This window comes from Microbacterium sp. SLBN-111, from assembly GCF_049739645.1.
Classification (GTDB): domain Bacteria; phylum Actinomycetota; class Actinomycetes; order Actinomycetales; family Microbacteriaceae; genus Microbacterium.
Genome location: NZ_JBMGQH010000001.1, coordinates 1,689,722 through 1,714,624 on the forward strand (window position 1 = coordinate 1,689,722; position 24,903 = coordinate 1,714,624).

At 71.9% G+C, this 24,903-nt stretch carries 27 protein-coding genes and 1 pseudogene; 6 read left to right on the plus strand and 22 right to left on the minus strand.

What is annotated here, in order from left to right; genetic code table 11:
• Positions 1 to 99: 99 nt before the first annotated feature.
• From RKD05_RS07955 to RKD05_RS08060, 22 genes are all read right to left on the minus strand, one after another.
• The gene (locus RKD05_RS07955) at positions 100 to 462 is read right to left on the minus strand and encodes a hypothetical protein (protein WP_424709212.1); all 363 of its coding nucleotides are present in this window, start codon (positions 460 to 462) and stop codon (positions 100 to 102) included.
• Positions 452 to 4,570, minus strand: a complete 4,119-nt coding sequence (eccCa, locus tag RKD05_RS07960) for a type VII secretion protein EccCa (protein ID WP_424709213.1) — start codon at positions 4,568 to 4,570, stop codon at positions 452 to 454. The genes RKD05_RS07955 and eccCa overlap by 11 nt, the downstream gene beginning before the upstream one ends.
• Positions 4,567 to 5,436 (minus strand): hypothetical protein, encoded by an 870-nt coding sequence (locus RKD05_RS07965; protein WP_424709215.1) that lies wholly within the window; start codon positions 5,434 to 5,436, stop codon positions 4,567 to 4,569. Before RKD05_RS07965 ends, eccCa begins: the two co-directional genes overlap by 4 nt.
• Positions 5,433 to 6,770, minus strand: coding sequence for a hypothetical protein (locus RKD05_RS07970; protein WP_424709216.1), 1,338 nt, complete (start codon positions 6,768 to 6,770; stop codon positions 5,433 to 5,435). Before RKD05_RS07970 ends, RKD05_RS07965 begins: the two co-directional genes overlap by 4 nt.
• Positions 6,767 to 7,027, minus strand: a complete 261-nt coding sequence (locus tag RKD05_RS07975; RefSeq protein ID WP_424709218.1) for a hypothetical protein — start codon at positions 7,025 to 7,027, stop codon at positions 6,767 to 6,769. The genes RKD05_RS07970 and RKD05_RS07975 overlap by 4 nt, the downstream gene beginning before the upstream one ends.
• Positions 7,027 to 8,100, minus strand: a complete 1,074-nt coding sequence (locus tag RKD05_RS07980; protein WP_424709220.1) for a DUF6177 family protein — start codon at positions 8,098 to 8,100, stop codon at positions 7,027 to 7,029. Before RKD05_RS07980 ends, RKD05_RS07975 begins: the two co-directional genes overlap by 1 nt.
• Complete coding sequence (locus RKD05_RS07985; RefSeq protein ID WP_424709222.1) at positions 8,097 to 8,870, minus strand: FHA domain-containing protein; 774 nt, start codon at positions 8,868 to 8,870, stop codon at positions 8,097 to 8,099. Before RKD05_RS07985 ends, RKD05_RS07980 begins: the two co-directional genes overlap by 4 nt.
• A 108-nt stretch (positions 8,871 to 8,978) precedes the next feature.
• On the minus strand, positions 8,979 to 9,512 hold the full coding sequence (locus tag RKD05_RS07990) for a hypothetical protein (protein WP_424709224.1): 534 nt from the start codon (positions 9,510 to 9,512) through the stop codon (positions 8,979 to 8,981).
• A gap of 120 nt (positions 9,513 to 9,632) precedes the next feature.
• Positions 9,633 to 10,616 carry a hypothetical protein gene (locus RKD05_RS07995; RefSeq protein WP_424709226.1) on the minus strand — a complete coding sequence of 328 codons (984 nt, stop codon included), beginning with the start codon at positions 10,614 to 10,616 and terminating at the stop codon, positions 9,633 to 9,635.
• Entirely contained in the window at positions 10,613 to 11,047 is a 435-nt protein-coding gene (locus tag RKD05_RS08000; RefSeq protein ID WP_424709227.1) for a hypothetical protein, read from the minus strand. Before RKD05_RS08000 ends, RKD05_RS07995 begins: the two co-directional genes overlap by 4 nt.
• Positions 11,044 to 11,304: a hypothetical protein gene (locus RKD05_RS08005; RefSeq protein ID WP_424709229.1), complete on the minus strand. Its 261-nt coding sequence runs from the start codon at positions 11,302 to 11,304 to the stop codon at positions 11,044 to 11,046. Before RKD05_RS08005 ends, RKD05_RS08000 begins: the two co-directional genes overlap by 4 nt.
• Positions 11,294 to 11,599, minus strand: coding sequence for a YrhB domain-containing protein (locus RKD05_RS08010; RefSeq protein WP_424709230.1), 306 nt, complete (start codon positions 11,597 to 11,599; stop codon positions 11,294 to 11,296). The genes RKD05_RS08005 and RKD05_RS08010 overlap by 11 nt, the downstream gene beginning before the upstream one ends.
• 151 nt (positions 11,600 to 11,750) lie before the next feature.
• A complete protein-coding gene (locus tag RKD05_RS08015) occupies positions 11,751 to 12,362 on the minus strand; it encodes a hypothetical protein (protein ID WP_424709232.1) in 612 nt (203 codons plus the stop codon).
• Between the two features lie 18 nt (positions 12,363 to 12,380).
• The gene (locus tag RKD05_RS08020) at positions 12,381 to 12,662 is read right to left on the minus strand and encodes a YrhB domain-containing protein (RefSeq protein WP_424709234.1); all 282 of its coding nucleotides are present in this window, start codon (positions 12,660 to 12,662) and stop codon (positions 12,381 to 12,383) included.
• Positions 12,663 to 12,732: 70 nt separating this feature from the next.
• Complete coding sequence (locus RKD05_RS08025) at positions 12,733 to 13,374, minus strand: SseB family protein (protein WP_424709235.1); 642 nt, start codon at positions 13,372 to 13,374, stop codon at positions 12,733 to 12,735.
• Positions 13,375 to 13,459: 85 nt separating this feature from the next.
• Positions 13,460 to 16,780 (minus strand): hypothetical protein, encoded by a 3,321-nt coding sequence (locus RKD05_RS08030; RefSeq protein WP_424709237.1) that lies wholly within the window; start codon positions 16,778 to 16,780, stop codon positions 13,460 to 13,462.
• Entirely contained in the window at positions 16,780 to 17,124 is a 345-nt protein-coding gene (locus tag RKD05_RS08035) for a DUF6507 family protein (RefSeq protein ID WP_424709239.1), read from the minus strand. Before RKD05_RS08035 ends, RKD05_RS08030 begins: the two co-directional genes overlap by 1 nt.
• Positions 17,125 to 17,219: 95 nt before the next feature.
• On the minus strand, positions 17,220 to 17,531 hold the full coding sequence (locus RKD05_RS08040; RefSeq protein WP_022879355.1) for a pore-forming ESAT-6 family protein: 312 nt from the start codon (positions 17,529 to 17,531) through the stop codon (positions 17,220 to 17,222).
• A 20-nt stretch (positions 17,532 to 17,551) separates the two neighbouring features.
• Positions 17,552 to 17,872, minus strand: a complete 321-nt coding sequence (locus RKD05_RS08045) for a hypothetical protein (RefSeq protein ID WP_231901847.1) — start codon at positions 17,870 to 17,872, stop codon at positions 17,552 to 17,554.
• Between the two features lie 134 nt (positions 17,873 to 18,006).
• The gene (locus RKD05_RS08050; protein ID WP_424709241.1) at positions 18,007 to 18,579 is read right to left on the minus strand and encodes an HhH-GPD-type base excision DNA repair protein; all 573 of its coding nucleotides are present in this window, start codon (positions 18,577 to 18,579) and stop codon (positions 18,007 to 18,009) included.
• Positions 18,580 to 18,598: 19 nt separating this feature from the next.
• On the minus strand, positions 18,599 to 18,880 hold the full coding sequence (locus RKD05_RS08055) for a hypothetical protein (protein ID WP_424709242.1): 282 nt from the start codon (positions 18,878 to 18,880) through the stop codon (positions 18,599 to 18,601).
• A 686-nt stretch (positions 18,881 to 19,566) separates the two neighbouring features.
• The gene (locus tag RKD05_RS08060; protein ID WP_424709244.1) at positions 19,567 to 20,889 is read right to left on the minus strand and encodes a glutamyl-tRNA reductase; all 1,323 of its coding nucleotides are present in this window, start codon (positions 20,887 to 20,889) and stop codon (positions 19,567 to 19,569) included.
• A 100-nt stretch (positions 20,890 to 20,989) separates the two neighbouring features.
• On the opposite strand from RKD05_RS08060, the gene hemE reads away from it, so the two are divergent.
• From hemE to RKD05_RS08090, 6 genes and pseudogenes are all read left to right on the plus strand, one after another.
• On the plus strand, positions 20,990 to 22,027 hold the full coding sequence (gene hemE, locus RKD05_RS08065) for a uroporphyrinogen decarboxylase (RefSeq protein WP_424709245.1): 1,038 nt from the start codon (positions 20,990 to 20,992) through the stop codon (positions 22,025 to 22,027).
• A gap of 107 nt (positions 22,028 to 22,134) precedes the next feature.
• Positions 22,135 to 22,572: pseudogene (locus RKD05_RS08070) on the plus strand (protoporphyrinogen/coproporphyrinogen oxidase); the annotation flags it as partial.
• Between the two features lie 217 nt (positions 22,573 to 22,789).
• Complete coding sequence (locus RKD05_RS08075; protein ID WP_424709246.1) at positions 22,790 to 23,530, plus strand: FAD-dependent oxidoreductase; 741 nt, start codon at positions 22,790 to 22,792, stop codon at positions 23,528 to 23,530.
• A gap of 117 nt (positions 23,531 to 23,647) precedes the next feature.
• Positions 23,648 to 24,049 carry a hypothetical protein gene (locus RKD05_RS08080; protein WP_022879348.1) on the plus strand — a complete coding sequence of 134 codons (402 nt, stop codon included), beginning with the start codon at positions 23,648 to 23,650 and terminating at the stop codon, positions 24,047 to 24,049.
• A 2-nt stretch (positions 24,050 to 24,051) separates the two neighbouring features.
• Complete coding sequence (locus RKD05_RS08085) at positions 24,052 to 24,462, plus strand: phage holin family protein (RefSeq protein ID WP_022879347.1); 411 nt, start codon at positions 24,052 to 24,054, stop codon at positions 24,460 to 24,462.
• Positions 24,452 to 24,730 carry a hypothetical protein gene (locus RKD05_RS08090; RefSeq protein ID WP_424709248.1) on the plus strand — a complete coding sequence of 93 codons (279 nt, stop codon included), beginning with the start codon at positions 24,452 to 24,454 and terminating at the stop codon, positions 24,728 to 24,730. Before RKD05_RS08085 ends, RKD05_RS08090 begins: the two co-directional genes overlap by 11 nt.
• The last annotated feature ends 173 nt before the right edge of the window (positions 24,731 to 24,903 follow it).

Genomic DNA, 24,903 nt, shown 5'->3' on the forward strand with positions numbered 1-24,903 from the left:
GGTGCGGTCGTTGCTGGGGTGACCGGGTAACGGTCGATTCTCCGAACCACTCCGTGAACGCCGCGTAGCGGCGGCACCGCCTGACCCGCTGGTGAAGCCTCAGCCCAGGTGCGCCGCGACACCCCCGCGCGCCGCGGCGGCGGCTTCGAGGAGCCGCGCGCCGATGACGCCCTCCGGTTCCCACGTGATGAAGCTGTCGGTGGACCACCGGGCGTCGGCATCCACGTCGATCGCCCCGTAGACCCGGGCGAGTTCCTCGGGTGGCGGGGTCAGCCGGGGGCGGAGGACGGTCAGCACGACCTGCTCGGCGACGAGGATCTGGGCGGCGGCGCCGTCGTCGAGGGGGCGGATCTCGACCGCGGTCGCGGCGAGTTCCTCGGGCGTGAGCACGGCCGAGACCGCCGCGGCGAGGGCGTCGATGTCGACGGGTTCGCGTGTGAACGCGACGCTGTTACGGGGCACGGTTGTCTCTCCTCCGTCGGGTCAGGGGCTGGTCGTCGCCGCCCGAAGGCGCCGCGGACGCGGGCACGGGCGCGGGCGCAGCCTCGGGCGCCGCAGCGCCCGCCGGAGCCAACTCTCGCGTCGTCTCCTCCACGGCATCCGCCCCCTCGGCATCCACCACGGGCTCGACCTCCGCCGGCGCTCCCACCGCCGAAGCACCCAACGGCTCACCCTCGCTCGCGACGAAGTTCGCCACCTGAACGAGGGTCGGACGCTCGCCGCGGCGGGCCAGGCGACCGCGGCCGGCGATCATCGGCTCGGCGTAGAGCTTGGGCAGCAGCGCGCCCTCGGAGCGGTCGCCCGACATGATCAGCGCGGTGCCACCGGTGTCGCGGATGCCCTGCAGCGCCACGTCGAACATCGCGCGCGAGGCTCCCGCGACGGGGCGGCTCACCACGACGTTCAGCCGCAGGTCGCGCGCCGACGCCAGGTACGGCAGCAGCGGGCGCAGCGGCTCCGTGCCGCCGGCGGCGAGGATGTCGAAGTCGTCCGCGATCACGAGGATCCGCGGACCCGCGTCCCGGTCGTTCGCGCGCTTCTCGAGCTCGACCGCGATCGACTCGGCCAGCAGCCGCGCCTGCCGACCCGACGACGCGTGCCCGCCGAGATAGGCATCCGGGACCTCCGCCGCCAGCTCGCCGCGCGCGTCCATCAGGGCCACGACCAGCTCCTCCGCCGAGTGCCGGTCGATCGCGCCCTGCACGATGCCGCGCAGCAGCGTCGTCTTGCCGCAGCGGCTGTCGCCGAGAACGAGCAGGTGCGGGTCGCGCGTGACGAGGTCGAGCGACACCGGCTGCATCGTGTCCTGGCGAAGGCCCAGGGGCACGGCATCCGGTTCGTCGATCGCGTCGGGCAGTTCGGCCGGCGACAGCACCTCGGGCAGCAGCCGGATGGGCGCCGCGCCCTGGCCGCCCCAGCGAGCTGCGCTCTCGCGTGCGAGCTGTTCGAGGGCCTCGCCGGTGTCGCCGTCGTCGACCTCTTCCAGCAGCGGCAGAGCGATCTGCGCGAACAGCTTCTCGTCGGTCAGCACGCGGCCGGGCTCGTCGGCGCGGAGGGTCTGCGAGAGCTTCCGCGCGATCTGCGAGTCGGCCGGATCGTTGAGCTTCAGCTCGAGGCGCGTGCCGATGAGTCCCTGCAGGTTCATGCGCAGTTCGTTCCAGCGCGACAGGGCGACGACGACGTGGATGCCGAAGCTGCCGCCGCGTTCGAGCAGTTGCGCGAGCGGGGTCTCGAGGTCTTCGAAGTCCTGCCGCAGCGCCCCGAGCCCGTCGACGAGCAGCACGACGTCGGCGCTCGGGAGGTCGGGGAGGCGCCCGTCGGCGTGCTGGCGGCGCATGTCGGCGAGCGAGTCGAGACCGTGGTCGCGGAACACCCGCTCGCGCACGGCGAGCATGCCCGTGAGCTCCTCGAGCAGACGCGTGAGCCGCTCGCGGTTGCCGCGCGTCGCGACGCCACCGACGTGCGGGAAGGGCTCGATGCGGGCGAGGCCGCCGCCCGTGAGGTCCATGCCGTAGATGCTCACCTGGCGCGGCGAGTGCGTGAACGACAGCGACGCGGCGAGGGTCCGCAGGAACATCGACCGCCCCGACTGCGGAGCGCCGGTGATCGACACGTGGCCGCCGGAGCGCGTGAGGTCGAGCATCCACGGCGACTGCGTCTGCTTCGACGGGTCGTCGAGCAGGCCCATCGGCGCGCGGAGCGTCCCGGCGCCGTCGGCCTGCGGCAGCACGCCGCCGAGGGTCAGCACGGGCGGGAGCGGCGGCAGCCACACCGGACGCGTGCGGGCGATGCCGCGCGCGAGCCGCGACGTCGCCGCCTGCACGAGTGTGCGGCCGGTGGTCGGGGTCTCGGGCTCGGCGCTGTCGAGCTGCTCGGCCTCGGGCGTCACGTCGGGCAGGTCGTACGCGGGCAGGCGCAGCACGGGCGGCGCGTCGTCGTGCCGCGGACCCGACTCGACCGGGTCGGGCACCGGGCCCGACACGTATCCGGCGCGGAACCGCGTGTAGACCGACGTGTCGACCTTGAGGTACCCGAAGCCGGGGATCGCCGGCAGGTGGAACGCGTCGGGGGTGTCGAGCACCACGGCCGACTCCGACTCCGAGAACGTACGGAGGCCGATCCGGTACGACAGGTACGTGTCGAGACCGCGGAGGCGCCCGCCCTCGATGCGCTGGCTCGACAGGAGCAGGTGCACGCCGATCGATCGGCCGATGCGCCCGATCGTCAGCAGCAGCTCGACGAAGTCGGGCTCGGCGGTGAGCAGCTCGCCGAACTCGTCGATCACGAGGAAGAGGTGCGGCAGCGCGGGGAGCTCAGGACGCTCGCGGCGCATCTGCCGGTAGTGACCGATGGATGCCGCGTTCCCGGCATCCTTCAACAGGCGCTGTCGGCGCACGACCTCGCCCTGGATGCTCGACCGGGCGCGCTCGGTCAGCTGCGGGTCGTCGGCGAGGTTGTCGATGATGCCCGCGACGTGCGGGAGCCGGGAGAACGGCGCGAACGCCGCACCGCCCTTGTAGTCGACGAGGATCATGCTGAGGTCGTCGGGGGAGTGCGTCAGCGCGAGGCCCAGGATGAGGGTGCGCAGCAGCTCGCTCTTGCCCGAACCGGTGGCTCCGATGCAGATGCCGTGCGGGCCCATGCCGAGCTGCGCGGACTCCTTCAGGTCGAGCAGCACCGGGCCGCCCTGGTCGTCGACGCCGATCGGCACGCGCAGGAACTCCGCGGCACTGCGCGTTCGCCATGCGGCCGAGGTGTCGATGGCATCCACGTCGGCGACGCCGAGGAGCTGCGTCACGTCGGGGGCGAGGGCCGTGCCGGAGTCCTGCGCGGACGTACGCGTGAGCCGCAGCCCCGCGAGGGGGCGCGCCACCACGTCGAGCGCGGCGGGCGTGACGGGATCGACCCAGATGCCACTTACCGCGGCTTCGCCTGTGCCCGGGGTCTCCACGGTGGCGGTGCCGTTCTCGACGGTCACGCGGACGGCGACCGAGGTCGGCTCCTTGAGGCGGTCGTCGACGAGGTGTACGACGGTGACGCCGAGCGCGGTCAGGTCGAGGGCGGCATCCAGGCGGGGGACGGGGGATGCCGCGTGATCGGCCTCGTCGACGAAGATCACCAGGCGCCCGGGCTTGGTCTTGCGGCCCGCGCGGCGAGAGGCGGCGGCCGTCGCGACGCGGTCGCGCAGCTCGTCGCGCAGGAGCGACAGCAGCTCGGGGAGGCTCGGGGCCAGACGCCGTGCGGCGACGGCACCGGCGGGTGGGGTGTCGCTGGCGAGGTGGGGTAGCAGGTCGAGGCCGTGCCAGTCGTCGCGCTGACCGGGGGCGATGGCCGCGGCGATGTGCACGTCGTCGGGGGAGTGGAACGCCGCGATCTGCGCCGCGAGCGCCCGCGCGACGCGCAGCGTGTCGGGCCGCGCACCGACGAGCGAGACCTGACCGCCGCGCTCGAGGTCGACGGTCGCGGGCATGCCTTGCGCGATGCCGGCCAGGCGGACCATGCGCTCGGCGGACTCGCGCATCACCGGGTCGAACGGCTGCACGGGGTTCTGCTCGGGCGGGAGGGCCACCTCGACCGCGCGCAGGTCGCCCGTGCCGATGCGGACGCGGAGGAAATCGGCATCCCCCGGTCGCCGCTCCCAGCGCCGGGCGGGGTCCGCGGCGATCTCGACGAGCGTGCCGGGGGAGGGGTGGAGCGCGAGCGCCGCGGTGCGCTGCGCATCGGCGGTCTCGCGGACGGCCTCGCGCGTCTCCTCGAGGTAGTCGAGGTAGCGCTCGCGCTGCACGCGGCGTTGCCGGGCGGCGTTGCCGCGCTGGGTGAGGGCCATGCCGAGGCCGCCGACGAGCGCGACGACCAGGATGACGGCACCGACCACGACCATGATCGGGTTGTTGCGCAGCAGCACGATCATCGTGATCGACGACAGGCTGCCCACGATGGGCAGCAGCGACTGCAGCGGGAAGCCCGTCGCGCCCTCGCCGATCGGCGGTGGCGGCGCGAGGATGACGTCGGCCGCGGGCTCGACGGCTTCGCTGATCCGCGCGGGGCGGTGGACGATGCGGACGGTCATGCGGTCCTCCCCGGGGCGGCGATTCCGCTCGCGGCGGTTCCGGCGGCGGCGGTTCCGGCGGCTGCGCTTGCCCGCCCGGCGCTTCCCCCGGCCGCGACCACGGCCGCGGCCAGCCGCACGACGGCGAGCTGCGTCGCCGAGCGGCGCGCGCGGCCCCCGGCGGCGAGGCCCGAATCGAACGGCACCGCGACGACCGGGTATTCCGCTCCCGTCGCCAGGGCGCGAGCCACGCCGTCACCCTCCCGAGCGTGATCGACGAGCGCGAGCACGACCGACGGCGACTCGGGCAGCCCCGCGATCGCGTCGACCACCGAGCGCGCGTGCTCGGCCGGCGAGCGGCGGGCGTCGGCTACGAGGCACACGACGTCGCAGAGGGCCGCGCAGCCGGCGAGGTCGGCGAGCGGATGCCGTGCCCCGAAGTCCGTGACCGACACGTCGAAGAAGCGGGCGATCGGTGCGGCCTCGCCGAGCCACGCGCCCACGGCGTCGTCCGCGTCGCGCGGGCGAAGGGCGACGACGCCGTCGCGCACCTCGAGTCCGCTCAGCGCCTCCGCCGTCGTGCGGGCCGAGGCGCGGGTGTCGTCCGGCGGCACCGGCTCCGCACCGAGGCGTGCCGCGAGGCCCGGGGTCCCGGTCGAGACCTCGACCGCGAGCACGGGCTCGCTCCGCCGCGCGGCGACCGCGCGCACCAGCTGATGCGCGACCGTGCTCGTGCCGGCGCCGGGCGACAGCGACACCACGCCGACGCGGCGGGTCGTCGACAGACCGCCGCGGATCGCGGCATCCCACGAGGTCAGTTCGGTACGCGCGTTCGCGCCGCTGCCGAACACCGCCGTCGACAACGCCCGCAGATCGAGCACGGTCACGACCGGCCGCCGAACATGGCCAGCAGTTCGGCGTAGATGCCCAGGGTGCCCACGAGCAGCGGGATCAGCGCGACGACGGCGAGCGTCTCGACGACGTTCCCGAGGCCGCGCAGGCGCGCGCGGACGTGCGGGCGCGGCTGCACGAGCACCATCGTGGCGAGCAGGACGGCCACGACGACCGCCACGCCCGCGCCGATCCAACCGAGACCGCCGACGAGCAGCACCGTGAGCCCCGCGGCCGCGATCGCGCCGGCCGCCATCCACAGCAGCCAGCCCTGCCACCGCAGCGGGAACGCGCGGGTGCGGAGCGCCGCGACGAGGAAGAACGCCAGGGCCAGCAGCTCGGTCCAGATCGTGCCCGACAGCGCGAGCACGACCCCGGTCACGCCGAGAATGGATGCCACGGCCCCCACGCTCCACGTGAGCGCCGCGTACGCCTCGTCGATCGCGGCGAACGCGCGCGGCCGAGCCGGCGGCGCGCCCTCCGCGGCGCGCTGGTCGAGGTCGGTCAGCCCCGCCGAGGAGAGCGCGATCCAGGGCAGCGGGCCGGTGGCGAACGCGGCGACGACGCCGGCGACGGCCGAGGCGGCGATGGCATCCACTCCCGCCAGGAGGAGTCCGAGGTACAGCGAGGCGAGGACGGCGCCGAGAGCCCCGCCCGATGCGGCCCCGCGACGGCGGTGCGCGATCCCCACGCCGAGGAGCGCGACGGTGAAGCCGGTGGCGAGCGCGGCGGCGATGCCGGCGAGGAGCGCCGACGAACCGGATCCCAGCGCCGCAGCGGTGGCACTGCCCACGGGGAGCGAGAGTCCCGCGGCAGCGGCCGCCACGCACGTCGACAGGCGGCGGAGCCCCCCGAGTCCGAGGCCGGTGGCGATCGCGGCGAGCACCACGGCGGTAGTGAGCAGCGCGAAGGCCGCGAGCGTGGGCGACGACCACGGCGACAGCCACCCGGCGACGGCGAAGGCCGCGGCGATGCCCGTGCCTCCGGCGATCGTGCGCGCGCGCTCGTCCCAGCGGTCGGGGCGGGCGTCGTGCGCGTCGGCGGCGGCATCCGTGACGTCGATCACGACGGGTGGCGGGGGCGCGGCATCCAGTCGGACCAGGCGCACGAGCGTGCCGTCGGCGAGGTCGAGCTGCTGCGGGGTCAGCGCGATGTCGATCTGCTCGCCGTCGGGCGCGATGACCGCGAGAGGGCGCGCGACGGTTCCGGCGGTCTCGCCCAGGAGATCGAGCAGGCGCGGGATCGCGGCGCCGACGGGCTCGCCGCTCGGGACGACGACCTCGGCGCGACGCTCGGATCCCGCGACGGTCAGACGGGTGTAGATGCTCACGGGATCAGGCCTCCGCTGGGGGTCTGGACGATCGAGGTCGGCTGCTGCGCCCGCTGGGCGAGCAGCTGCGAGACGAACGAGACGCCGACGCACGCGGCGCACGCGATCGCGGCCACGATGATCGAGCCCATCAGGCGCTTCATGTGGTCGTTGACGGTGCGGCGTTCGCCGATGTGGCCGTAGACGAGGGCCGCGCCCAGGCGCATGCGCTGGATCTTCGCCTGCTCGATGAGGACGATGTCGCGCTGGTCGGGCATCAGTGCACTCCTTCGGTGGAACGCAACTGCGCGCGCACGTGCGGGGCGAGGTTCAGCAGCTCGCCGAGGCGTTCGGGGTCGAGGGTCGCGAGGACGTCGTTGAGGCGTCCCCACCCGCCGCCGTCGACCGAGCCGAGGGGAAGCAGCGCGCCCGGGAGCCGCGGGCTGCCGACCGTCGTTCCGCCGACCTCGTCGATCCAGCGCTTCGCGTCGATTCCGAGCGCGCGGATGCCCACGGGCCCGATGAGGAGCGCCAGCGGCTCGGGCTGGGGGGATGCCGTGGCCCGACGCGCCAGGTCGGGCGCGCCGATCGCCGCGAACGCGAGGCCGATGAGCGGCAGGCCCACGGTCGCGGCGCGGGCGAGGAGCTCGCGCGCTTCCGCGGTCGCGGTCGCACCGCTGTCGCGGCCGACGCCCGGCACCGCGGCCCACACCCGCGTCGTCTCCTCCAGACCCTCGCTCGTGCGGCCGACCTGAACGGTCGAGAGCACCGCGCGGTCGCCGCCGCCGACGGCGACCCAGTGGCTGTCGAGCGGGATGCGCCGCCGCGACCGCTCGGTGAGGTCGTCGCGGTCCCACGGCGCGAGCAGCGGCTCGACCGCGCCCCACGCCGTCGGTTCCGCTCCGGTGAACAGCGCGACCGCCGCCTCGGCCACGCCCCCGAGCCGCACCGGGCGGGTCACGCGGTGCCGCGTCGACACCGTCGCCACGACCTGGAGAGTCGATGCCACCTGCGCCCGGACGAAGAGGGGATGGACGTTGTCCGTGGTCGGCGCCACCGAGGTCAGCGCGTCGGCGGGGGCGTCGATCCGGACGCCCGTGCGTGCGTCGTAGAACCCGTCGGCGCGGGTCCGAACGACCCAGTGCCCCTGGACGGCCGACAGCACCTGGGCCAGCGGTTGCGTCATGCGCGAGAACTCGCCCGTGACGATGATCGGGCGCAGGCCCTCGCTCGCCGTCTTGTGCAGGAAGTCGCTCATCGCGGTCGTGAGGGCGACGATCGGCGCGCGCCTCTCGGTTCCCGCCCAACCGGGGCCGGCGGCGTCGAGGAGGGGGTGGGCGACGGTGGTCATGCGGCATCCCGAACGGTCAGAGTGCGGTCACCGATCTCGAGGACGACATCGGTCGGCACGGGCGTGCGCTGGTGGGGCAGGAGCGGGGTCGACGCGCCGGCGCCGCGGACGAACGTGCCGTTCGTCGAACCCAGGTCGGTGACCCAGACCTGGCGGCCGTCCCACTCCAGGCGGACGTGCGACTTCGACAGCGTGCGCGACATGTCCGCCCACCGGTACACCTCGGCGGGGGCGTCGGCCGGGGCCGAGGGATCGCGGCCCAGGACGAGCGCGGTGTCGAGCGTAAGGCGCTCGCCCGAGTCGAGCAGCAGCGTCGGGACCATGCCGCGGCGGGCACGGCTCGGGGCGGCGGTCGGGGTGGCGTCGGGGAACTCGAACGCCGCGATCGCCGGGGCGAACGGGTCGCGGCCGCGGCGGAGGTCGAACATGCCCAGCTTGCCGGTGAGCAGGGCGCCGAGCGCCGTGGCGCCCGCAGCCGCACCGGTCGTGCGGCGCACGATACGTGCGTCCACGGTGGCGGCGCCGAGGGTGCGGCCGGTGCGTCCGAGCAGCCGCACGGCGACGGCGAGCAGCGCGATCGCGGCGAGGAGGAACAGCCAGCCGAGGGCGGGTTGGCCGGCGACGAAGAGGATGACCCCGGCCGCCAGCAGCGCCACGGGCATGACGACATCCAACGCGACGGCCCCGACGACCTGCCCCGCGCCCGCACGCTCGGTGAACACGAGCGGATCGACGTCGGCCAGGCGCAATGGATCGTGCGTGCTCGTCATCGGGCCCCCTCCCTGCTTCCGACCTTCCACCCTATGCGGGACGCTTCCGCGGTGCCGAGATCGGTCCTCCCTTGCGTGGATAACCCGCGGGACGGCAGAATTTGCCGTTCAGCGCCGGGTCAGCGGGATGTATTCGCGCCGCGCAACCATCGCGAACACCTCCCGCGCGGCGGCATCCGAGATCTCGTCCAGGTCGGAATCCAGGGGAAAGCGGATGCCACGATCCAGGACGCCGCGCGTATCCGGTGCCCAGTTCTCGACGTCCACGAGGAACTCGTCCACCGGTCCGTGGTCGGTCTCGCGCCGCCGGAACAGCCGGGCGGGGACCAGCCGACCGTCGATGCGGAGCTCGCGGACGAAGTAGCGGGGCGCGTTCTCTCGGCGAGACTTCTCTTGCCACGCGGCGACGCTGTTGGCCGAGCGGAGGCGGGACAGGAAGTCCTCCAGTGCCGGGCCTTCCTCCGTGAACTCCCGTCGCCCCTGCGGGGTGGCGCGCTCATCCGTTGCGAAGACCACCCAGCCGTTTTCCGTGCGCTGGATCGCCACGACGTCGGCGTCGTTCGTCGCGTCCTCGAACCAGCGGTATCCGCTGAGGTTTTCGGCCTGGATCGTCGCGAGCGTCTCCTCGCGCGTCCGGCTCATCGTGCGGTTCCCTCGCGTAGCCGCGCCATTCGCTGGTCGATCGTGGGGTTTCCTCGGACGCGGTTTCCGATTTCGGAGGAGTGCGGATCTTCTCGTCGGCCGGTGCTGTCTTGGCTCATGTCATTTCTCCCGCAACCGCGAAAGGATTTCCGTCCACGTCAGCGCCGCGATCCAACTGAATCGGGCCGCATCCAGGTCGCTCGCAAAGCGCCAGCGGCTTCGGCTGAACGAGTCGGTCAGCACGAATCCGGCATCCGACCCGCGCGAAAGCGTGAATGAGGCTGCGGGCCGAGCGAGTCCCTCGTCCGACAGCGTCACCGCCCGTCGCCGGGGTGCGAGACCGAGCGAGCGTCGGATGTCGTTCGCGAGTATCGCGACGAGGAATCGCCCGATGTCTGTGTCGTCGTTCGTTTCGAACGCCACCCCGCGGTCGTGCGATCGCCAGGTCTTCCGCACGCGCCACGTGCGGCCTGCGATGGTGATCCGAAGAGTGAGCTCGTCCGCCCGAACGACGACCGCCGTATCGCTGCGCGCGACGCTGATGGCGTCCGGTGCCAGGCGGGCGAGCTCGTACACCGTGCTGAGATCTCTCGAAGCCGGAATGGTCTGCTCGGATGCCATCGAGGCTCCGAAAAGCGGCGTGATGGTCTCTCGATAGTCGTCGACCTCGGTCAGCGGGACGCGGAACGAGACGCCCCCGTTTCCTCCCCGCGGGTCGTGAACCTCGGCGCGGGGCAGGGAGACCAACGTCTTCCACTCGGGGCTGGAGTAGACGTAGAGGACGGCGAAGTGTCCGCTCGCCGAGGAGGGGATCGGGGCGCGAACTCTCGTCGAGTCGTCTCTCCACGTCGATACGAGCGGAATCCAGTGTCCTTTGTAGAGAGCCTCGGATTCCACGTCTTCGGCGTCGATGACCGTGGCTGGAGGAACCCGGCGGGAGTTCATCCCCTCGCGGTCGAAGAGGAATAGGTCCTGAATAGGCCCACCCTCGGCTATCGCCGACGTCGAGACGAACCAGCCGTCCGGCGTCTGGACCCAGGTTCCCGAGCTGCGGACGATGAACCCGCTCGCGACGTTCTCGCGGGTCGACGACGGCTCTGTCATTCCTGCACCGGGGGGAGTCGTGTCGTTTCCACATGCACCCTCTCGACCTCGTCGGGCGACACCAGTGCCGACCATCCGTCGTTCTGGTTACCCCTGAGTCCTGCCGCGATCGCCGTCGCAGGCTCGACGCCGTCGTACCGGATCGTCACCATTCCCCGGCTGAGGCCGCGCCTTACGCGCTCACCGATGATGACGGGAACGCCGTGCCACGTGGCAGTCACTTTCTGCGCGTACCGCGCGGAAATAGCGGAGCGCGGGACTTTTACCCACGCGTCGTGAGGATCGTCATTGAACTCGATGGCGTCGGGGAACTTCTCGTGCGACGGTGGGCCATCCGTCTGAAGGCGGACGTAGCCGTCTCCTCCCGAGTGGAGCGGGTACCGTTCACCGCGGTACTCGAGCAGCGTCTGGCTGATGGGCACCTTCGTCATGCGCGGCCACACTCCTCGAAATCCCGAAGGAGACGAAGGGCGTCCACCGCGTCGTCGAGAGCTTCGAGTTGACTATCAAACGTTTTGCGGGTCTTCGTGATCACCGCTGCCCGCTCGTCGGTGCACACGGTCACCCACTGTGCGCCATCCGAGACCACACAGACCTTGCTCGACGTCGATCCGTTGGGTGCGCCTTCGTACAGGAATCTGCGGAGATGCTCCGCGTCGACGATGTCGTGAAACTCATCAGTCCGCATCGTGGGCCATTCGTCGCATCTGGACATCGATGTCCTCCAGAGGGCTGAGGGGATAAGGCGCGCTGTGAGCGCGGGGAACGACGATCGGCATGTTCCCCAAGAGCATCTCGTCGAGATCGCCGCGCTCGACGTAGCCGCGGCCCTGGTAGTAGAACACCCAATTCGGCCCGGCCTCGACCGCCGGACCGAGAATGATTCGCGGGATGCCGTCCTCCTCGGTCGAACGGGCGAGGAAGCGAAGGGCTACCTGCTCCGCTTCCTGTGCGGTGAGGGGCGGCTGGCGAGGGTCGGTCATGGTGTTCTTCCCTTTCTGCGTCGGGGGCTGTTGAGCAGACCAGCCGTGAGAGGCCAGGAGCTTGTCCGGGATCGCAGACGAGCCGCCGTGAGGACGTCATCCTTCCGCCAGACGCAATCTCGAAGATCACTGCTCGACATCTCCCTCGTGATCAATGGTGGGGCTGCGCCCGCTTTTCCCTGAACGGCACGTAGGTTCGAGTTCTCACCATCTCCTGGAACTGCGCGGCTTCGTCCGCCGTGACCTCCTCGAGGTCGGAGTCGAGCGTGAAGATCAACGCGTGCCCGACCCGTCCTCGGTCGTCCGGGCGCCACTCGTCGACGTCCTTGAGGACCTCATCGACCGGCCGGCCGTCGACTGTTCGGCGCCGAAACAGCGAGACCGGGATCGGCGTCGCGCCCTCCCCGCCGTAGCGGACGAAGTAGCGGGGAACGTCACTACCGGCTTCGATGCCCAGCCATCTGAGGGCGAAGAACCACCGGGATGCCAGGGCATCCACCGCATCCGGCGAAAGGTCGGGGCGGGCGTCCCGCAGGCGTCGTTTGTAGAGGGCTGCTCCGCCATCGTCGCTCGCGGAGAGGTCGGTGACTTCGAGACGATCGGAGGCGCCGATCGCGTCGTGGACCGCGCGGAGTACGCCGGCGGGGTCGACGCCGGCCCGCTCGGCGAGGTCGGCCACCGCCGGTTCGTCCGCGGCGGGCATCGCCGCACGGCCCCACCCGAGGTACGCGACGACGGCTGCGGAGAGGAGGGGATCGGTCATCAGCGCACGCCTCATGAGCTAATCGGCTGAGGCGAGGCGAGCCATCTGCGCATCGACGGGTTCTGCGCTCGACAGCGTGAAAACCGCGTCGCCGTTCTTCGGGATCACGTAGGGGCCGTTGCCGGCCAGCGCCTGGAAGACATCGCCATGAACGGCGAATGCTTCGGACTGGTACCCCTGCACCCACCACTTGCCGTAGTCGAGCGTCTCTCCCACGAGGACGCAACGCACGCAGCCGCGGTCTTCGGTGCTTCTGAGAGCGTGGCGAACGGTCTCGCGCGCGGACTCTGCGTCGATCATCTCAACCCCGCTCGCTGACACGTATCCCGCGTGACCCGAGGGGCGACTGTCATGCATGACGTGCCAGCGGTCAGCGGCGCTGCAGCGGAACGTAGGTGCGGCGGGCGACCATGTCGAAGACGTCCTGCGCGGCCTCGGGGGAGATCTCCTCGATGTCGGCATCCAGGGGGAAGCGGATGGCCTTGTCGACCGTTCCGTGCCGGTCGTCGGTCCACGAGTCGACGTCGAGGAGACGCTCGTCGACCGGCCCCTCCGGGGTGGAGCGGCGACGGAACACCGAGACCGGGACGACCTGGCCGTCCACCATCTGCTCGCGGATGAAGTAACGCGTGGACGGTGCCGCGGACGCCTGGCGGAGGGCAGCCAGAGCCGACGGCGGGATCTCCATCGCTCCCGCTGACCCCGGGTTCACGACGAGACCGACCTCGGGGGCAGCGCCGCTGATGAGGAGGCGACCCGGCAGGAGCAGCGCGCTGCGGCCCTCACCGAACTCCGCCGGCACCTGGTCCGTCGCAGTGAAGGCGGCGAGGAAGTTCGCGTCGTCCCGGTGAACGACGAGGGGCTCGATCGCCGTCGGGTCGGGCGTTCCGTCGACGAGAACGGCCAACTCGGCTTCCAGAAGAGCGGGTGCCAGCCGCTCCGACGGCAGCTCCCCGGACCGCACCAACCTCATGGTGACTTCGAGGTCGTTCTCGGGGCGAGGCTCTGTCATGATCGGGCTCCTTCAGTGCGCGGTATCACCGCGCTCCGCACAAATCTAACTTCGGTGGCATCCGCGCAAGGCAACGGGCGCCGCGTCACCACACGCGCTGGACGAACCATTCGCCGTCAACCAGGTGGAACCGGAAGGCACCGTTCATCACTCCGGTGCCGCCCGGGATGACGTACTCGCGGGTGGGGTTCACGAGGTACCCGGCGCGGGGTCCTTCACCGAGGACCGCGGTGTGGCCGCCTTCGAGATAGTGCGGCCACCCCATGGCATCCGCTGTCGTGGGCTGACGGTACGGGATGCCGTCGGACGGGAACGCGATCCCCTGGATCTCGCCACCGGTCGTGTAGGCGTGTTCCGTGGCAGGGGACATCCCCGTGTACCGGGCCGCGTCGTGAGCGTTCTTGACGATGCCGGCGTCCTCGGCGGGCATCACGAAGAACGGCCGTCCGGACCGACCGAGTGTGCTCGTCGGGCCCGAGTAGTAGTTGGCGGCTGCGTTGTCGTCGAAGAACGCCACCATCCACCCGTCCTTGCGGAGTTGCTCGATCTGAGCGGGGGAGACGGGAGTGCCGACGTCGGTCGCGCTCACGACGTGCTCGGACGCGCCGGGTGCGCGGTGGACCACGCCCACGTCGTCCGGCCAGGAGATGTTCGGTGCGTCGTGCGGCAGCGGGATACGGGAGAAGATGTCCTGCTGCTGAGCGCGCAGCTGAGCGAGATCCTCCGGGCTCTGCCCCGGGAGACGCTCCATCTCGTACAGCTCGTGCGTTTCCATCTTGGCCGCGAAGCTCGCGTCCGTGTGGAACTGCACCTCGATCACTCGACCGGATGCCGGGTCGTACCAGTTGCTGTTGATGCCCTGGTACCCGGATCCGCCCCATGTGTTCTTCAGGTTGCCGAACGGGTGGTAGCCCTGCGCTGCCAGGTCGTCGATCACCGAGCGCGTACCGCTGGCGTAGTGGCTGGGGTCGAGGATCACCGTGTACCGAACGGAGTCCTTCATGCCGGCCATCGTCGTCTCGGCGGAGGCGCGAGTCCCCGGGAGTCCCGTCTCCTCGAGCGCCGTCGCGACCTTGCGGTACATCGACTCGTCGCCCTTGAGGCGGTAGTCGAGACCTTCGAGTCGCGCACCGGGCTGGCCGCCCACGATCCGGGTCATGTCATCCGTGATCCGAGGCTCAGCCGCGCGCGAACCGGCGAGATAGTCGTCGACGACCTTCTTCTCGGGAGCCGACAGGTACAGGTCGCTCTGCTCCTGGCTGCGCCAGGCAGGCGCACCGGGATCCTCCGGCGGGAGCGCCGCGGCTCCCTCCGATCCGCCCGCTCCGTCGCCACCATGGCTGCCGGCACCGTCGCCGGCGGCGTGCGCCGCGCCGTCGTCGCCACTGCCGCTGCCGGTCCCGTCCTCACCTCGGCCGCCGTCCGCGGCGTCATCGGCACGGCCCGCGCCGTCCTCGGCGTGTCCGCCCTTCGTGGAATCCTCGCCGTGCCCGCCGCCATTGGCGTCGTCGCCGCGTCCCGTGCTGCTCGCGTCGTCGCCGCGTCCTGTACTGCCGGCGTCGTCGCCGCGGCCCAGCCCACCGCCGTTGCCGGTGTCGGAGCCGCCGTGGCCGCCGCTCTCGCCGCCGGCGTGGCTGCTGCCGCCGCCGGTCTCGGTCGAGGGCTCGCGCACGACCGTCGACTCACCGGAGCCGCCGGTCTCGGTGCGGACGGGGGCATCCTCGACGATCGAGTTCACCGGACCGGGGCCCGTCTCGCCGCGAACGCCGCCGGCCGAGACGAGCTCGGGCTCGCGCACGGGCGCCGCCACACCGGCATCCGTTCCGCCGTCGGTGCGCACGGGCACGTCTCCGCCGCCCACGCCGTCGAACGACCCGGCGGGCATCTCGATGCGGCCGGAGGGGATGGCATCCGTCGGCGGGAATTCGTAGACCGGGATGCCGTCCTCGACACGCGCCGTGACGCTGTTGAGGTCGACACCGGCGTCGTCGAGAGCGCGCAGCGCCGAGCTCGCGTCGTCGGCGACGAAGGGCATGTCGGGAGTGTTGAGGTGGAAACCGCCGGTGGCATCCGTGCCGAGGCGTCCGATGATGCCGTCGAGGCCCTTCAGCCCGGCCCCGCCGAGCTTCATCGCGCCGTTCATGGCGAACGCGGCGGGATCGACGAAGTCGGCCACCTTCGCGATCTTCGAGACGACGGATGCCGCGGTCGACGCGGTCTTCACACCGGCCACCGCCGCGCCGCCCACCGGGATCAACGCCGTGCCGACGTTGAACACCGACTCGCCCAGCGCGGTGCCGGGGTCGTCCTGCCACTTGTCCCAGGCGATGAGCGCCTTGCCGGTGTTCAGGGCGGCTTCGTCGGCCGACTTCTTGAAGTCGCGGACCTCTTGCGGCAGGTATCCGCCCATGCCCATCGCCTGCATGAGCGTGTCGGTCTGGAAGATCGGCGCGAGCACGCCCGTGTTCGCGGCTCCGGCGAACAGGAGCATGCCGAGGTTGCCCCACGCCGAGCCGTACGCGTCGGTCGAGAAGAACTCGCCTGTCTCGGGGTTGTACCCGAGCACCAGCGTGCCGAGACCCTGGATCGTGCCCCACACACCGCCGACGGCGATGCCCTCCCAGAGGAAGTCCTTGAAGACGAACTTCGCGGTGGCCTCACCGCAGCCCTCGGTGCGCTCGACCTCGGCACCCCACGGCATGTCGGTGCCCTCCGGGATCTCCGACAGGCCGTAGCCCAGCGCGTCGTCCTCGGAGGTCGCGGCGTGCAGCGGCTGGGCGCCGTAGAGCGCGCGGATGCGGTTCGCGCACGCCCGTTCGGCCTCCCACAGCTTCACCTGCTGGGCGTTCACCGCGGACAGCAACTCGTTGTTGCGGTCCACGTACTCCTGGACCTCGTGCCACTCCTTCGTGACCGTGCGGTACTTGTCGGGCATCGCCGTGCTCGTCGACGACGTCGTCGAGGAGCCCCACGAACCCTGGTAGGTCGGTGTCGCCGTCGCCCCGCCGTACGGGGACTGCGCCGCCGTCCACGCCGGGTTGATCTCCTGCACCCGGACGCCGCCCTGGATCGAGTCGACGAACGTCTTCGCCTGCGCGCGCAGGGAGTCGAGCTCGGCCTTGATCGGACGCACGTCCGCGGCGAAGGCGGTCAGCGCAGCGGAGACCTCGGCGAGGTTGTCGCTGACCTGGGTGGCCTGCGAGCTGACGGGGGCCATCAGCCCCAGCAGGGTCGGGGACTCGGGCGCCTCATAGACCCCCGCCATGCCCTGCCACTTGAACTGCACGTTGGAGCCGTGCTCCGACACCTGGCCGGAGATCGTGCTCACGGTCGCGGCGTTGGTCTCGATGGCATCCGGGTCGATCTTCTCGCCCGGAATCGCGGTGTAGTCGATCGGATCCGGCATCACATCACCCCGTGCGGAAGAGCGGGCGGGTAAACGGCGGCGACGGCCGCGGACTGAGCATTCGCGGCCATCTCCATGTCGCCCGCGACGTAGGCCTCGGTGGCGGAGACGACGCCCTGGGCGGCGGCACCGATGCGGGCGCTCATCCCCTGGATGCGCGGGCTCTCCTCCTGCTGGAAGTAGCTCTGCACCGCCTCGGAGATCGCGCCCGACTGCGTCGCGGTCACGGCCCCCTCGAGTGCCGGACCGAGGGACTGCAGCGCGGCGCCGAGTGCCTCGGCATCCACGTTGACGTCCTTCAGCACGGCCACGACGCCGGATGGCTGAATGCTCCAACTGGTCATCGCCGGAACCCCTTCATGTCCTCATCCGCGCGGCCCCGCGCGCGGCCACCACCGACGCCGGGTGCGCGGTGCACCCGGCGTTCAGCGGCGAATCGTCAGCCGATCGACTCCACCGCCGCGCGAGCCTTGCTCAGCGCGGTCTGGGCGGACTCGTCGTTGCGCTCGAGCGACGAACGGAGCGTCTGGATGATGCCGCGCACCTCGGCGGCGGCGTTCTTCCAGCGGAGTTCCTTGCCGCGGTAGTCCTCGGACACCCCGTCGGCGGAGTAGTCGGACATCGCGGCCTGGACGTCGCGGTCGCGCTGGTCGATCAGCGACTCGAGCTGCGAAGCGACGCGGTTGAAGTTGTCCTGAGCGTTCTGCGAGGCCGCGATCGAGTAATCGCGACGGTCTCCCTGGTTCACCATGAGTCAGTCCTTTCCGATTCTCAACGGCTGCCGAAGCGCGCGGCGTCGAACGACGATCCGGCTTCGAGGCTCGTGGTCTGGTCGACCATGGACGACTCGCCCTCCTGGAAGGAGCGGTCCATGCCCGAGATGCCGCCGAGCACGCCGTCGAGGGCGAGCTTCAACTCGGCCGAGATGGCGTCGGTACGCGACTTGAAACGGTCGAACGCGGCACGACCCGCGCCCTGGAACTGTCCCTCGAGCGGCTCGGCCGCCTCGAGCAGCTGGCGGACCAGCAGCGACAGCTCATCACTCGAACCCGAGGTGGCCTTACCCAGCACACCCAGAGTGTCGGAACCCATTGCGAACTTCACGAGAGCCCACCCTTCGATCGCGAATCAACCTGCAACGAACCCTGAAACACTAACCACGAGGCAACCGTCGCGGAACGAAGATGAGAGAACTCTCCTTTTTCTCCCCCATGGTGTAGGAGGGGTCAGCTGCCCGCTTTGGCCGCTGCTTTCGCGGCGCGCTTGTACTCGCGGACCTTCGTCAGCGACTCCGGGCTGGTGATGTCGGCAACCGACCGGAACGAGCCGTCCTCGCCGTACGGTCCCGACGCTTCGCGCCACCCCGCGCCGTTGTACCCGTACTGCTTGCCCAGCAGCGCGAGGAAGATCTTGGCCTTCTGCTCGCCGAAGCCCGGCAGCGCCTTGAGCCGCTTCAGCACGGTCGCGCCGTCCGGGTCGTCACGTGTCCACAGCTGCGCGGCATCCCCGCCCCAGTCCTCCTCGATGGCGGTGCACAGCGACTGCACCCGCGCGGCCATCGACCCGGGGAAGCGGTGCACCGCGGGCGACTGCGAGAACGCCGCGGCGAACGCCTCGGGATCCTCGTGCGCCAGGGTCGTGGCATCCACCGATCCGATCCGCTGCTGGATCTTGAGCGGTCCCGCGAACGCCGTCTCCATCGCCACCTGCTGGTCGAGCAGCATGCCGATCAGCAGCGCGAGGGGATTCGTCGACAGCAACTCGTCGGCGGCCGGGTCGTCGGTGATGTGCAGGCTCATGCGGCCATTCTCCCGCGGGTCAAGCGGGGGCGGCGATCCACTTCTCTGCGAAGGACACGGCATCCAGGTCGTGCAGATCGTCCGTGATCTCGCTGAGCTGGCGCTCGAAGTCCTCGACGCTGCCGGGCTTCAACCGTCGCACGACCGATCCGTCGGCGCGGCGGATCACGACCTCGCTGGTCGACGGCGCATCCGAGCCCGCGTCGAGCAGTCCCATCGCGACGGTCGCGACCCACCGCAGACCGTTGCGGCGGCGGTCCTCACCGGCGACGCGGTACACCTCGGACGCGGGAGTGCTCATGCGTACATCCTGCCGGGTCCGCGGGGTGGTTCGCGGGGCGGCGGCGGGCGGAGGTGCGCGGTGATGGGCGGAGGAGATTCGGGGAAGGGAGGGTGGATGCCGGGGTTTCGGTCCTCCGCTCGTCCCAAGCCCTCCGCTGGTCACCGCGCGCCGCGGCGGGAGGTCAGCGATCGTCGTGATGAGCGGAGGGGATTCGGGGAGGGGAGGATGGATGCCGGGGTTTCGGTCCTCCGCTCGTCCCAAGCCCTCCGCTGGTCACCGCGCGCCGCGGCGGAGGGACAGCGACCTGCGCGTCGCCCCGGTGATGGGCGGAGGAGATTCGGGGAAGGGAGGGTGGATGCCGGGGTGTCGGTCCTCCGCTCGTCCCAAGTCCTCCGCTGGTCACCGCGTGCAGCGGCGGAAGGCCCGCGACCCGCGTCGCCCCGGTGATGGGCGGAGGAGATTCGGGGAGGGGAGGACGGATGCCGAGGTTCTGGTCCTCCGCTCGCCCCTAATCCTCCGCTGGTCACCGCGCGCCGCGGCGGAAGGCCCTCGACCCGCGCCGCCCCGGTGATGAGCGGAGGAGATTCGGGGAGGGGAGGGTGGATGCCGGGGTTTTGGTCCTCCGCTCGTCGCAAGTCCTCCGCTGGTCACCGCGCGCCGCAACGCGAAGTAGCAGCGCGAAGCAGCAGCGGAAAGCCGCAGCGTCAGCCGGCGTCGGCGATGCGCGCGGCGGGCGCCTCCGGCGGCACCTCGATGCCGAACAGCGCGGACAGCGCGGCCACGTACTCGTCGCCGCGGCCGGTTTCGGCCAGCTCGTGCGCGCGGGTCGTGGGGGTGTGGAGAAGCACGCCGACGAGGTGCCGGAGGGCCGCCTCGGTCTGTCCGCCCTCGTCGCCGCGGGCGCGGACCCGGGCGACCTCGGTGTCGAGGACGCCGAAGACGTGAGCGCGGAGCGCCACGACGGCGGGGGTGATGTTCTTGCGCTCGCCCACCGAGGCGAAGCGGCGGGCGGCGTCGCGGACGAGGTCGCGCGCGGCATCCGTCGCCTGGAGCTCCTCGAGCGGGGCGTGGAGGCGGATGGTCTCGAGGTCGAGCAGGTCGACGCCGGGGACCGTGGCGACATCAGGGTCGACGTTGCGCGGCAGGCCGAGGTCGATGACGAGGCGGCGGCCGGTGTGGTCGACGGGGCAGCCGGCCGAGGCGGGCGCGGTCGCTTCGGCGGCGGTGCGTCCGGCGGCGAAGGTCGCGGCGCTGACGACGTGGTTCTCGCTCGTCGTGCACGTGATCACGAGGTCGGCGTGCGCGACGGCGCTCGGGAAGGTCTCGGCCGAGACGGCACGCAGCCCGTGCTTCGTGGCGAACTTCGCGGCGCGGCCCGAGGGGGAGTAGACGGAGATGTTCTCGGCGCCCTGGTCGCGGAGGGCCGCGACGGTCGCCGCGGCGTACGCGCCCGTGCCGACGAGCAGCACGCGCTGCGTGGACCAGTCGGCGATGCGGCTGTCCGCGAGCTCGAGGCCGAGGCGCACGAGCGAACGCCCGGCGCGGCCGATGGCGGTGGCGTTCTTCACGCCGCGCTGCGCCTCGGACGCGCGCTGGAACAGGCGCTCCAGTTCGCCCGACGTGGTGCCGAGCTGCCGCGATTCGGTGAGCGCGCGGCGCACCTGCCCGGCGATCTCGCCTTCGCCGACGACGACGGATTCGAGACCGGATGCCACCGAGAACAGGTGCTCGGCGACGTCGCCGCCGCCCAGCACGGTGTAGGAGCCTTCGAGCTCGCTCGCGGGCACGCCCGTGGCCGCCTCGATGGCGCTCAGCGTGGCCTCCACGCCCACCGCGACGGCGGCCGTGACGGGCTCGTCCATGTCGACGTAGGCCTCGAAGCGGTTGCAGGTGGCCACGACGACCGCTCCCTGCACGCACTCGTCGTGCGCGGCGATCAGGGGGGCGACGGGGGTGGTGGGTACGCTGAGCCGCTCGAGGAGGTCGAAGGACGCGGTCTTGTGACTCGCGCTCACGCAGAGCAGCACGGAAAGATTCTACGCCCGGCTTCCTCGGGGTCCTCCGGGTCGCTCCTCGACGTCGAGGCATCCCCGTTCTTCACAGAACGCGAATGGGAGGATGGATGCCATGGCCTCCCCCGACGCGCCCCTTCTCCGTGCCCTCCGCGGCGACCGCCCCGAGCGGCAGCCGGTGTGGTTCATGCGGCAGGCCGGGCGCTCGCTGCCGGAGTACCGCGACCTCCGCGTGGGCACGCGCATGCTTGACGCGTGCCTCACCCCCGACCTCGCGGCCGAGATCACGCTGCAGCCGATCCGCCGTCACGGGGTGGATGCCGCGATCTTCTTCAGTGACATCGTCGTGCCGCTGCGGCTGGCGGGCGTCGCCGTCGAGATCGAACCCGGACGCGGCCCGGTGTTCGCCGAGCCCGTGCGCACCGCCGCCGACGTCGCCCGTGTCACGGGGATCGACCCCGCTGACGTGGCGGCCGCGGCGGAGCCGATCCGCGAGGCCGTGCGCCTGGTCACCGCCGAGCTCGACGACGCCGTGCCGCTCATCGGCTTCGCGGGGGCGCCGTTCACCCTCGCGGCGTACCTCGTCGAGGGCGGCCCGTCGAAGGAGCACCTGCGCGCCCGCGGCATGATGCACGCCGACCCCGAGTCCTGGCACCGTCTCGCGGGCTGGTTGGCCGAGGTCTCGCGCGCGTTCCTCGCCGCGCAGATCGACGGTGGAGCGCAGGCCGTGCAGCTGTTCGATTCGTGGGCGGGTTCGCTCTCGCGCGCGGCGTTCCTCGAGTACGTCGCGCCGCACTCGCGCGCGGCCCTCGAGGGCGTCGACGTCCCGCGCATCCACTTCGGTGTCGGCACCGGGCCGTTCCTCGCCGACATGCGCCTCGGCGGGATCGCCGACGCGGTCGGCGTGGACTGGCGGATGCCGCTCGACGAGGCGGCCGCGATCGTCGGCCCCGACACCACGCTGCAGGGCAACATCGACCCGGCGCTCCTCGGTGCGCCGTGGCCGGTGCTCGGCGCGCACGTCGACGACGTCCTCGCGCGCGGCCGTGCGGCCCGCGCCCACGTGCTGAACCTCGGCCACGGCGTGCCGCCCGACACCGATCCGACGGTGCTCACGCGCATCGTCGCCCGCGCGCACGGGGAGGCGGAGTGAGCGATCCGCTCGAGCGTCTCGCGAAGCACGCTCATGAGAGCCACGTCGTCGTCGCCGGCGGCGGCGTCTCGGGGCTCGTCGCGGCCCTGGAGTGCGCCAAGGTCGGCATGCGGGTGACCGTGCTCGAGGCATCCGGCGTCTTCGGGGGAGTCGTGCGGTCCGCCGAGGTCGGCGGGCTGACTCTCGACGTCGGCGCCGAGAGCTTCGCGACGCGCGGCGGCACCGTCCGTGCGCTGCTGGCCGAGCTCGGCCTCGTCGACCAGGTCGTGCCCCCGAACAGCGCGGGCGCGTGGGTCGCGGGCGTGCCGGGTGTCGGGGCGGCCCCTCTGCCGAAGGGCGGGGTGCTCGGCATCCCGGACAATCCCTGGGCACCCGACGTGCGCCGCGTGATCGGCTGGGCCGGTGCGTGGCGCGCGTACGTCGACCGCCTGCGGCCGCCGCTCACCATCGGCCACCAGCACAGCCTCGGCGCGCTGGTGCGTCAGCGCATGGGTGCGCGGGTGCTCGATCGGCTGGTCGCGCCCGTGACGAGCGGCGTGTATTCGGCGCGCCCGGACGACATCGACGTCGATCTCGCCGCCCCCGGCCTCAACGCCGCGCTCACCCGTACCGGCTCGCTGGGCGGTGCCGTGGCCGAGCTGCGGGCGGCCCGGAACACTCCCGCGCCGACCGACGCCCCGGCATCCGATGTCCCGGTCGTGGAGGGTGCCGCGCCGCGCACTCCGGCGCCCCGGCGGAGCGGTCGAGGGGATCGTCGGCGGGATGTCGCGGCTCGTCGACGCGCTCGTCGCGCGGCTCGGCGAGCTCGGCGCGGAGCTGCGCACCGGTGTCGCGGTCACCGAACTGGCGCCGCGCAACGGCGGCTGGACCGTCCACACCGATGACGAGCCCATGGACGCTGACGCCGTGATCGTCGCGCTCCCCGAGGGCGTCGCGCGCCGGCTGCTCGCCCCGGTCGTCCCGAACCTCGACGACTCCCAACCGATCGCGCCGGTCGTCGAGGTCGTGACGCTCGTCGTGCACGCTCCGGCGCTCGACGCCGCCCCGCGCGGAACCGGCGTCCTCACGGTTCCCGGCAGCCACGTCGCGAAGGCGCTCACGCATTCCACGGCCAAATGGGACTGGGTTCGGGATGCCACTGAGCCCGGCATCCACGTCGTCCGGGTGTCGTTCGGAGCGCAGGGTGAAGAGCCCGCGACGGCGGCGCTGGACGACGATGCCGCCGCCGCGCTCGCGCTGTCGGAGGCGGCGGCGCTCCTCGGCGTGGAACTCGCCCCGACCGCGCTGCGCGCGGCGCACCGCGCCCGGTACGTCCAGTCGCAGCCCGGCGCGGCGATCGGGCGGGCGGCGCAGACCGCCGCGGCGCGCGGCGCGGTGCGCGCGGTCCCGGGGCTCGGGGCGACGGGTGCCTGGCTCTCGGGAACGGGTCTCGCGCAGGTGATTCCCGATGCCCGCGCCGAGGCCGACCGCGTCCGCAGCGCGGCCCTGTGGCACCGCGGCTGAGCGGGACGAACCGCGATGCTCCGTGTCCGGCGCGATCATGTCAAGGGCGGATGCCGGAACGGGAATACATCGCTATCGTGAGACTCGACCAGCACTGATCGAGCGTGAGGAGACCCCATGAGGGGCAAAGCAGCACTCGTCGTCGGACTCGTGGCGGGCTACGTGCTCGGAGCACGCGCGGGCCGCGAACGGTACGAGCAGATCAAGGCGCAGGCCGAGAAGGTCTGGGACCAGCCCGTTGTCCAGGGGCAGGTCGAGAAGGTGAAGGCGTTCGGCGTCTCCGCCCTCAAGTCCGTGCCCGGTGTGGTGTGGAAGGGCGCGAAGTCGGTCACCGGCGCCGCGTCGCAGTCGGGCACCGTCTCCGAGCGCGCCGAGCGTGCCGGCCGCGCCGCGAAGGCCTCGGCTCACGAGGTCGCCGACGCGGTCGAGGACTCCGTCGACGACGCGAAGAGCGCCGAGAAGACCGCCACCACGCGCGCCCAGGCCAACAAGAACAGCTCCACGTCCTCGGAGAGCTGACGATGACCACTCCCCGCGGTTTCCGCGATCGCGCCGACGACAGCCTGTTCACGCTGATCGGGGACATCCCCGAGCTCGTGCGCAACCTCGTCGTCGCCGAGATCAACGGAGCGAAGGCCTGGGCGGCCCGCACCGCCAAGGATGCCGGGATCGGCGCGGGCTGGTTCGTCGGTGCCCTGATCGTCGTTTTCTGGGCCGTTCCCGTCTTCTTCGCGTTCGTCATCGCCGGGCTGTCGTCGTGGTGGCCCGTGTGGCTCTCCGCGCTGGTGGTCTTCGGCGTGATGCTCGTGGTCACCGCGATCCTCGCCCTGCTGGGATACCTGCGGTTCAAGAAGCTGTCGAAGCGCGAGAACCCGGGCCAGGCCATCGCGCAGGACGTCCGCATCGTGAAGGAGGCCGGCGATGAGTATTGAGCGTCCCGTTCCCGTGCCGAAGACGGCCGTGCCCCTGGGCATCGCCGACCCCGTCGAGCAGGCCCGCGCCGAACTCAAGGCGGCGCTCGCCGCGATCGAGGTCAAGGCGAACCTGCCGCGTCGGCTCAGCGAGGCCGTCGACGAGCGCGTCGCCGAGGCGCGCGAGTCCGCTCGCCGCAACCCCGCCGCGGCCGCCGCGGTGGTCGTCGGTGTCGCCACCACGGTCGGCCTGACCGTTTGGGCCCTGGTCCGCGCCTACACGCGCTGACCTTCGCTCCGCCGCGGCGTCGCCGTCCTGGCATCCCTTTCCCTCGAACGCCCGCGTTCCGAGCCCGCGCTCGGGCCGCGGGCGTTCGTCGTGTCGCGTCGGTGCGCTGTCTGGTCGGCCAGTTCACGTGATCTGGTCGAGCGTACGGCTCGTGCGCCGCCATGACGTGTGCA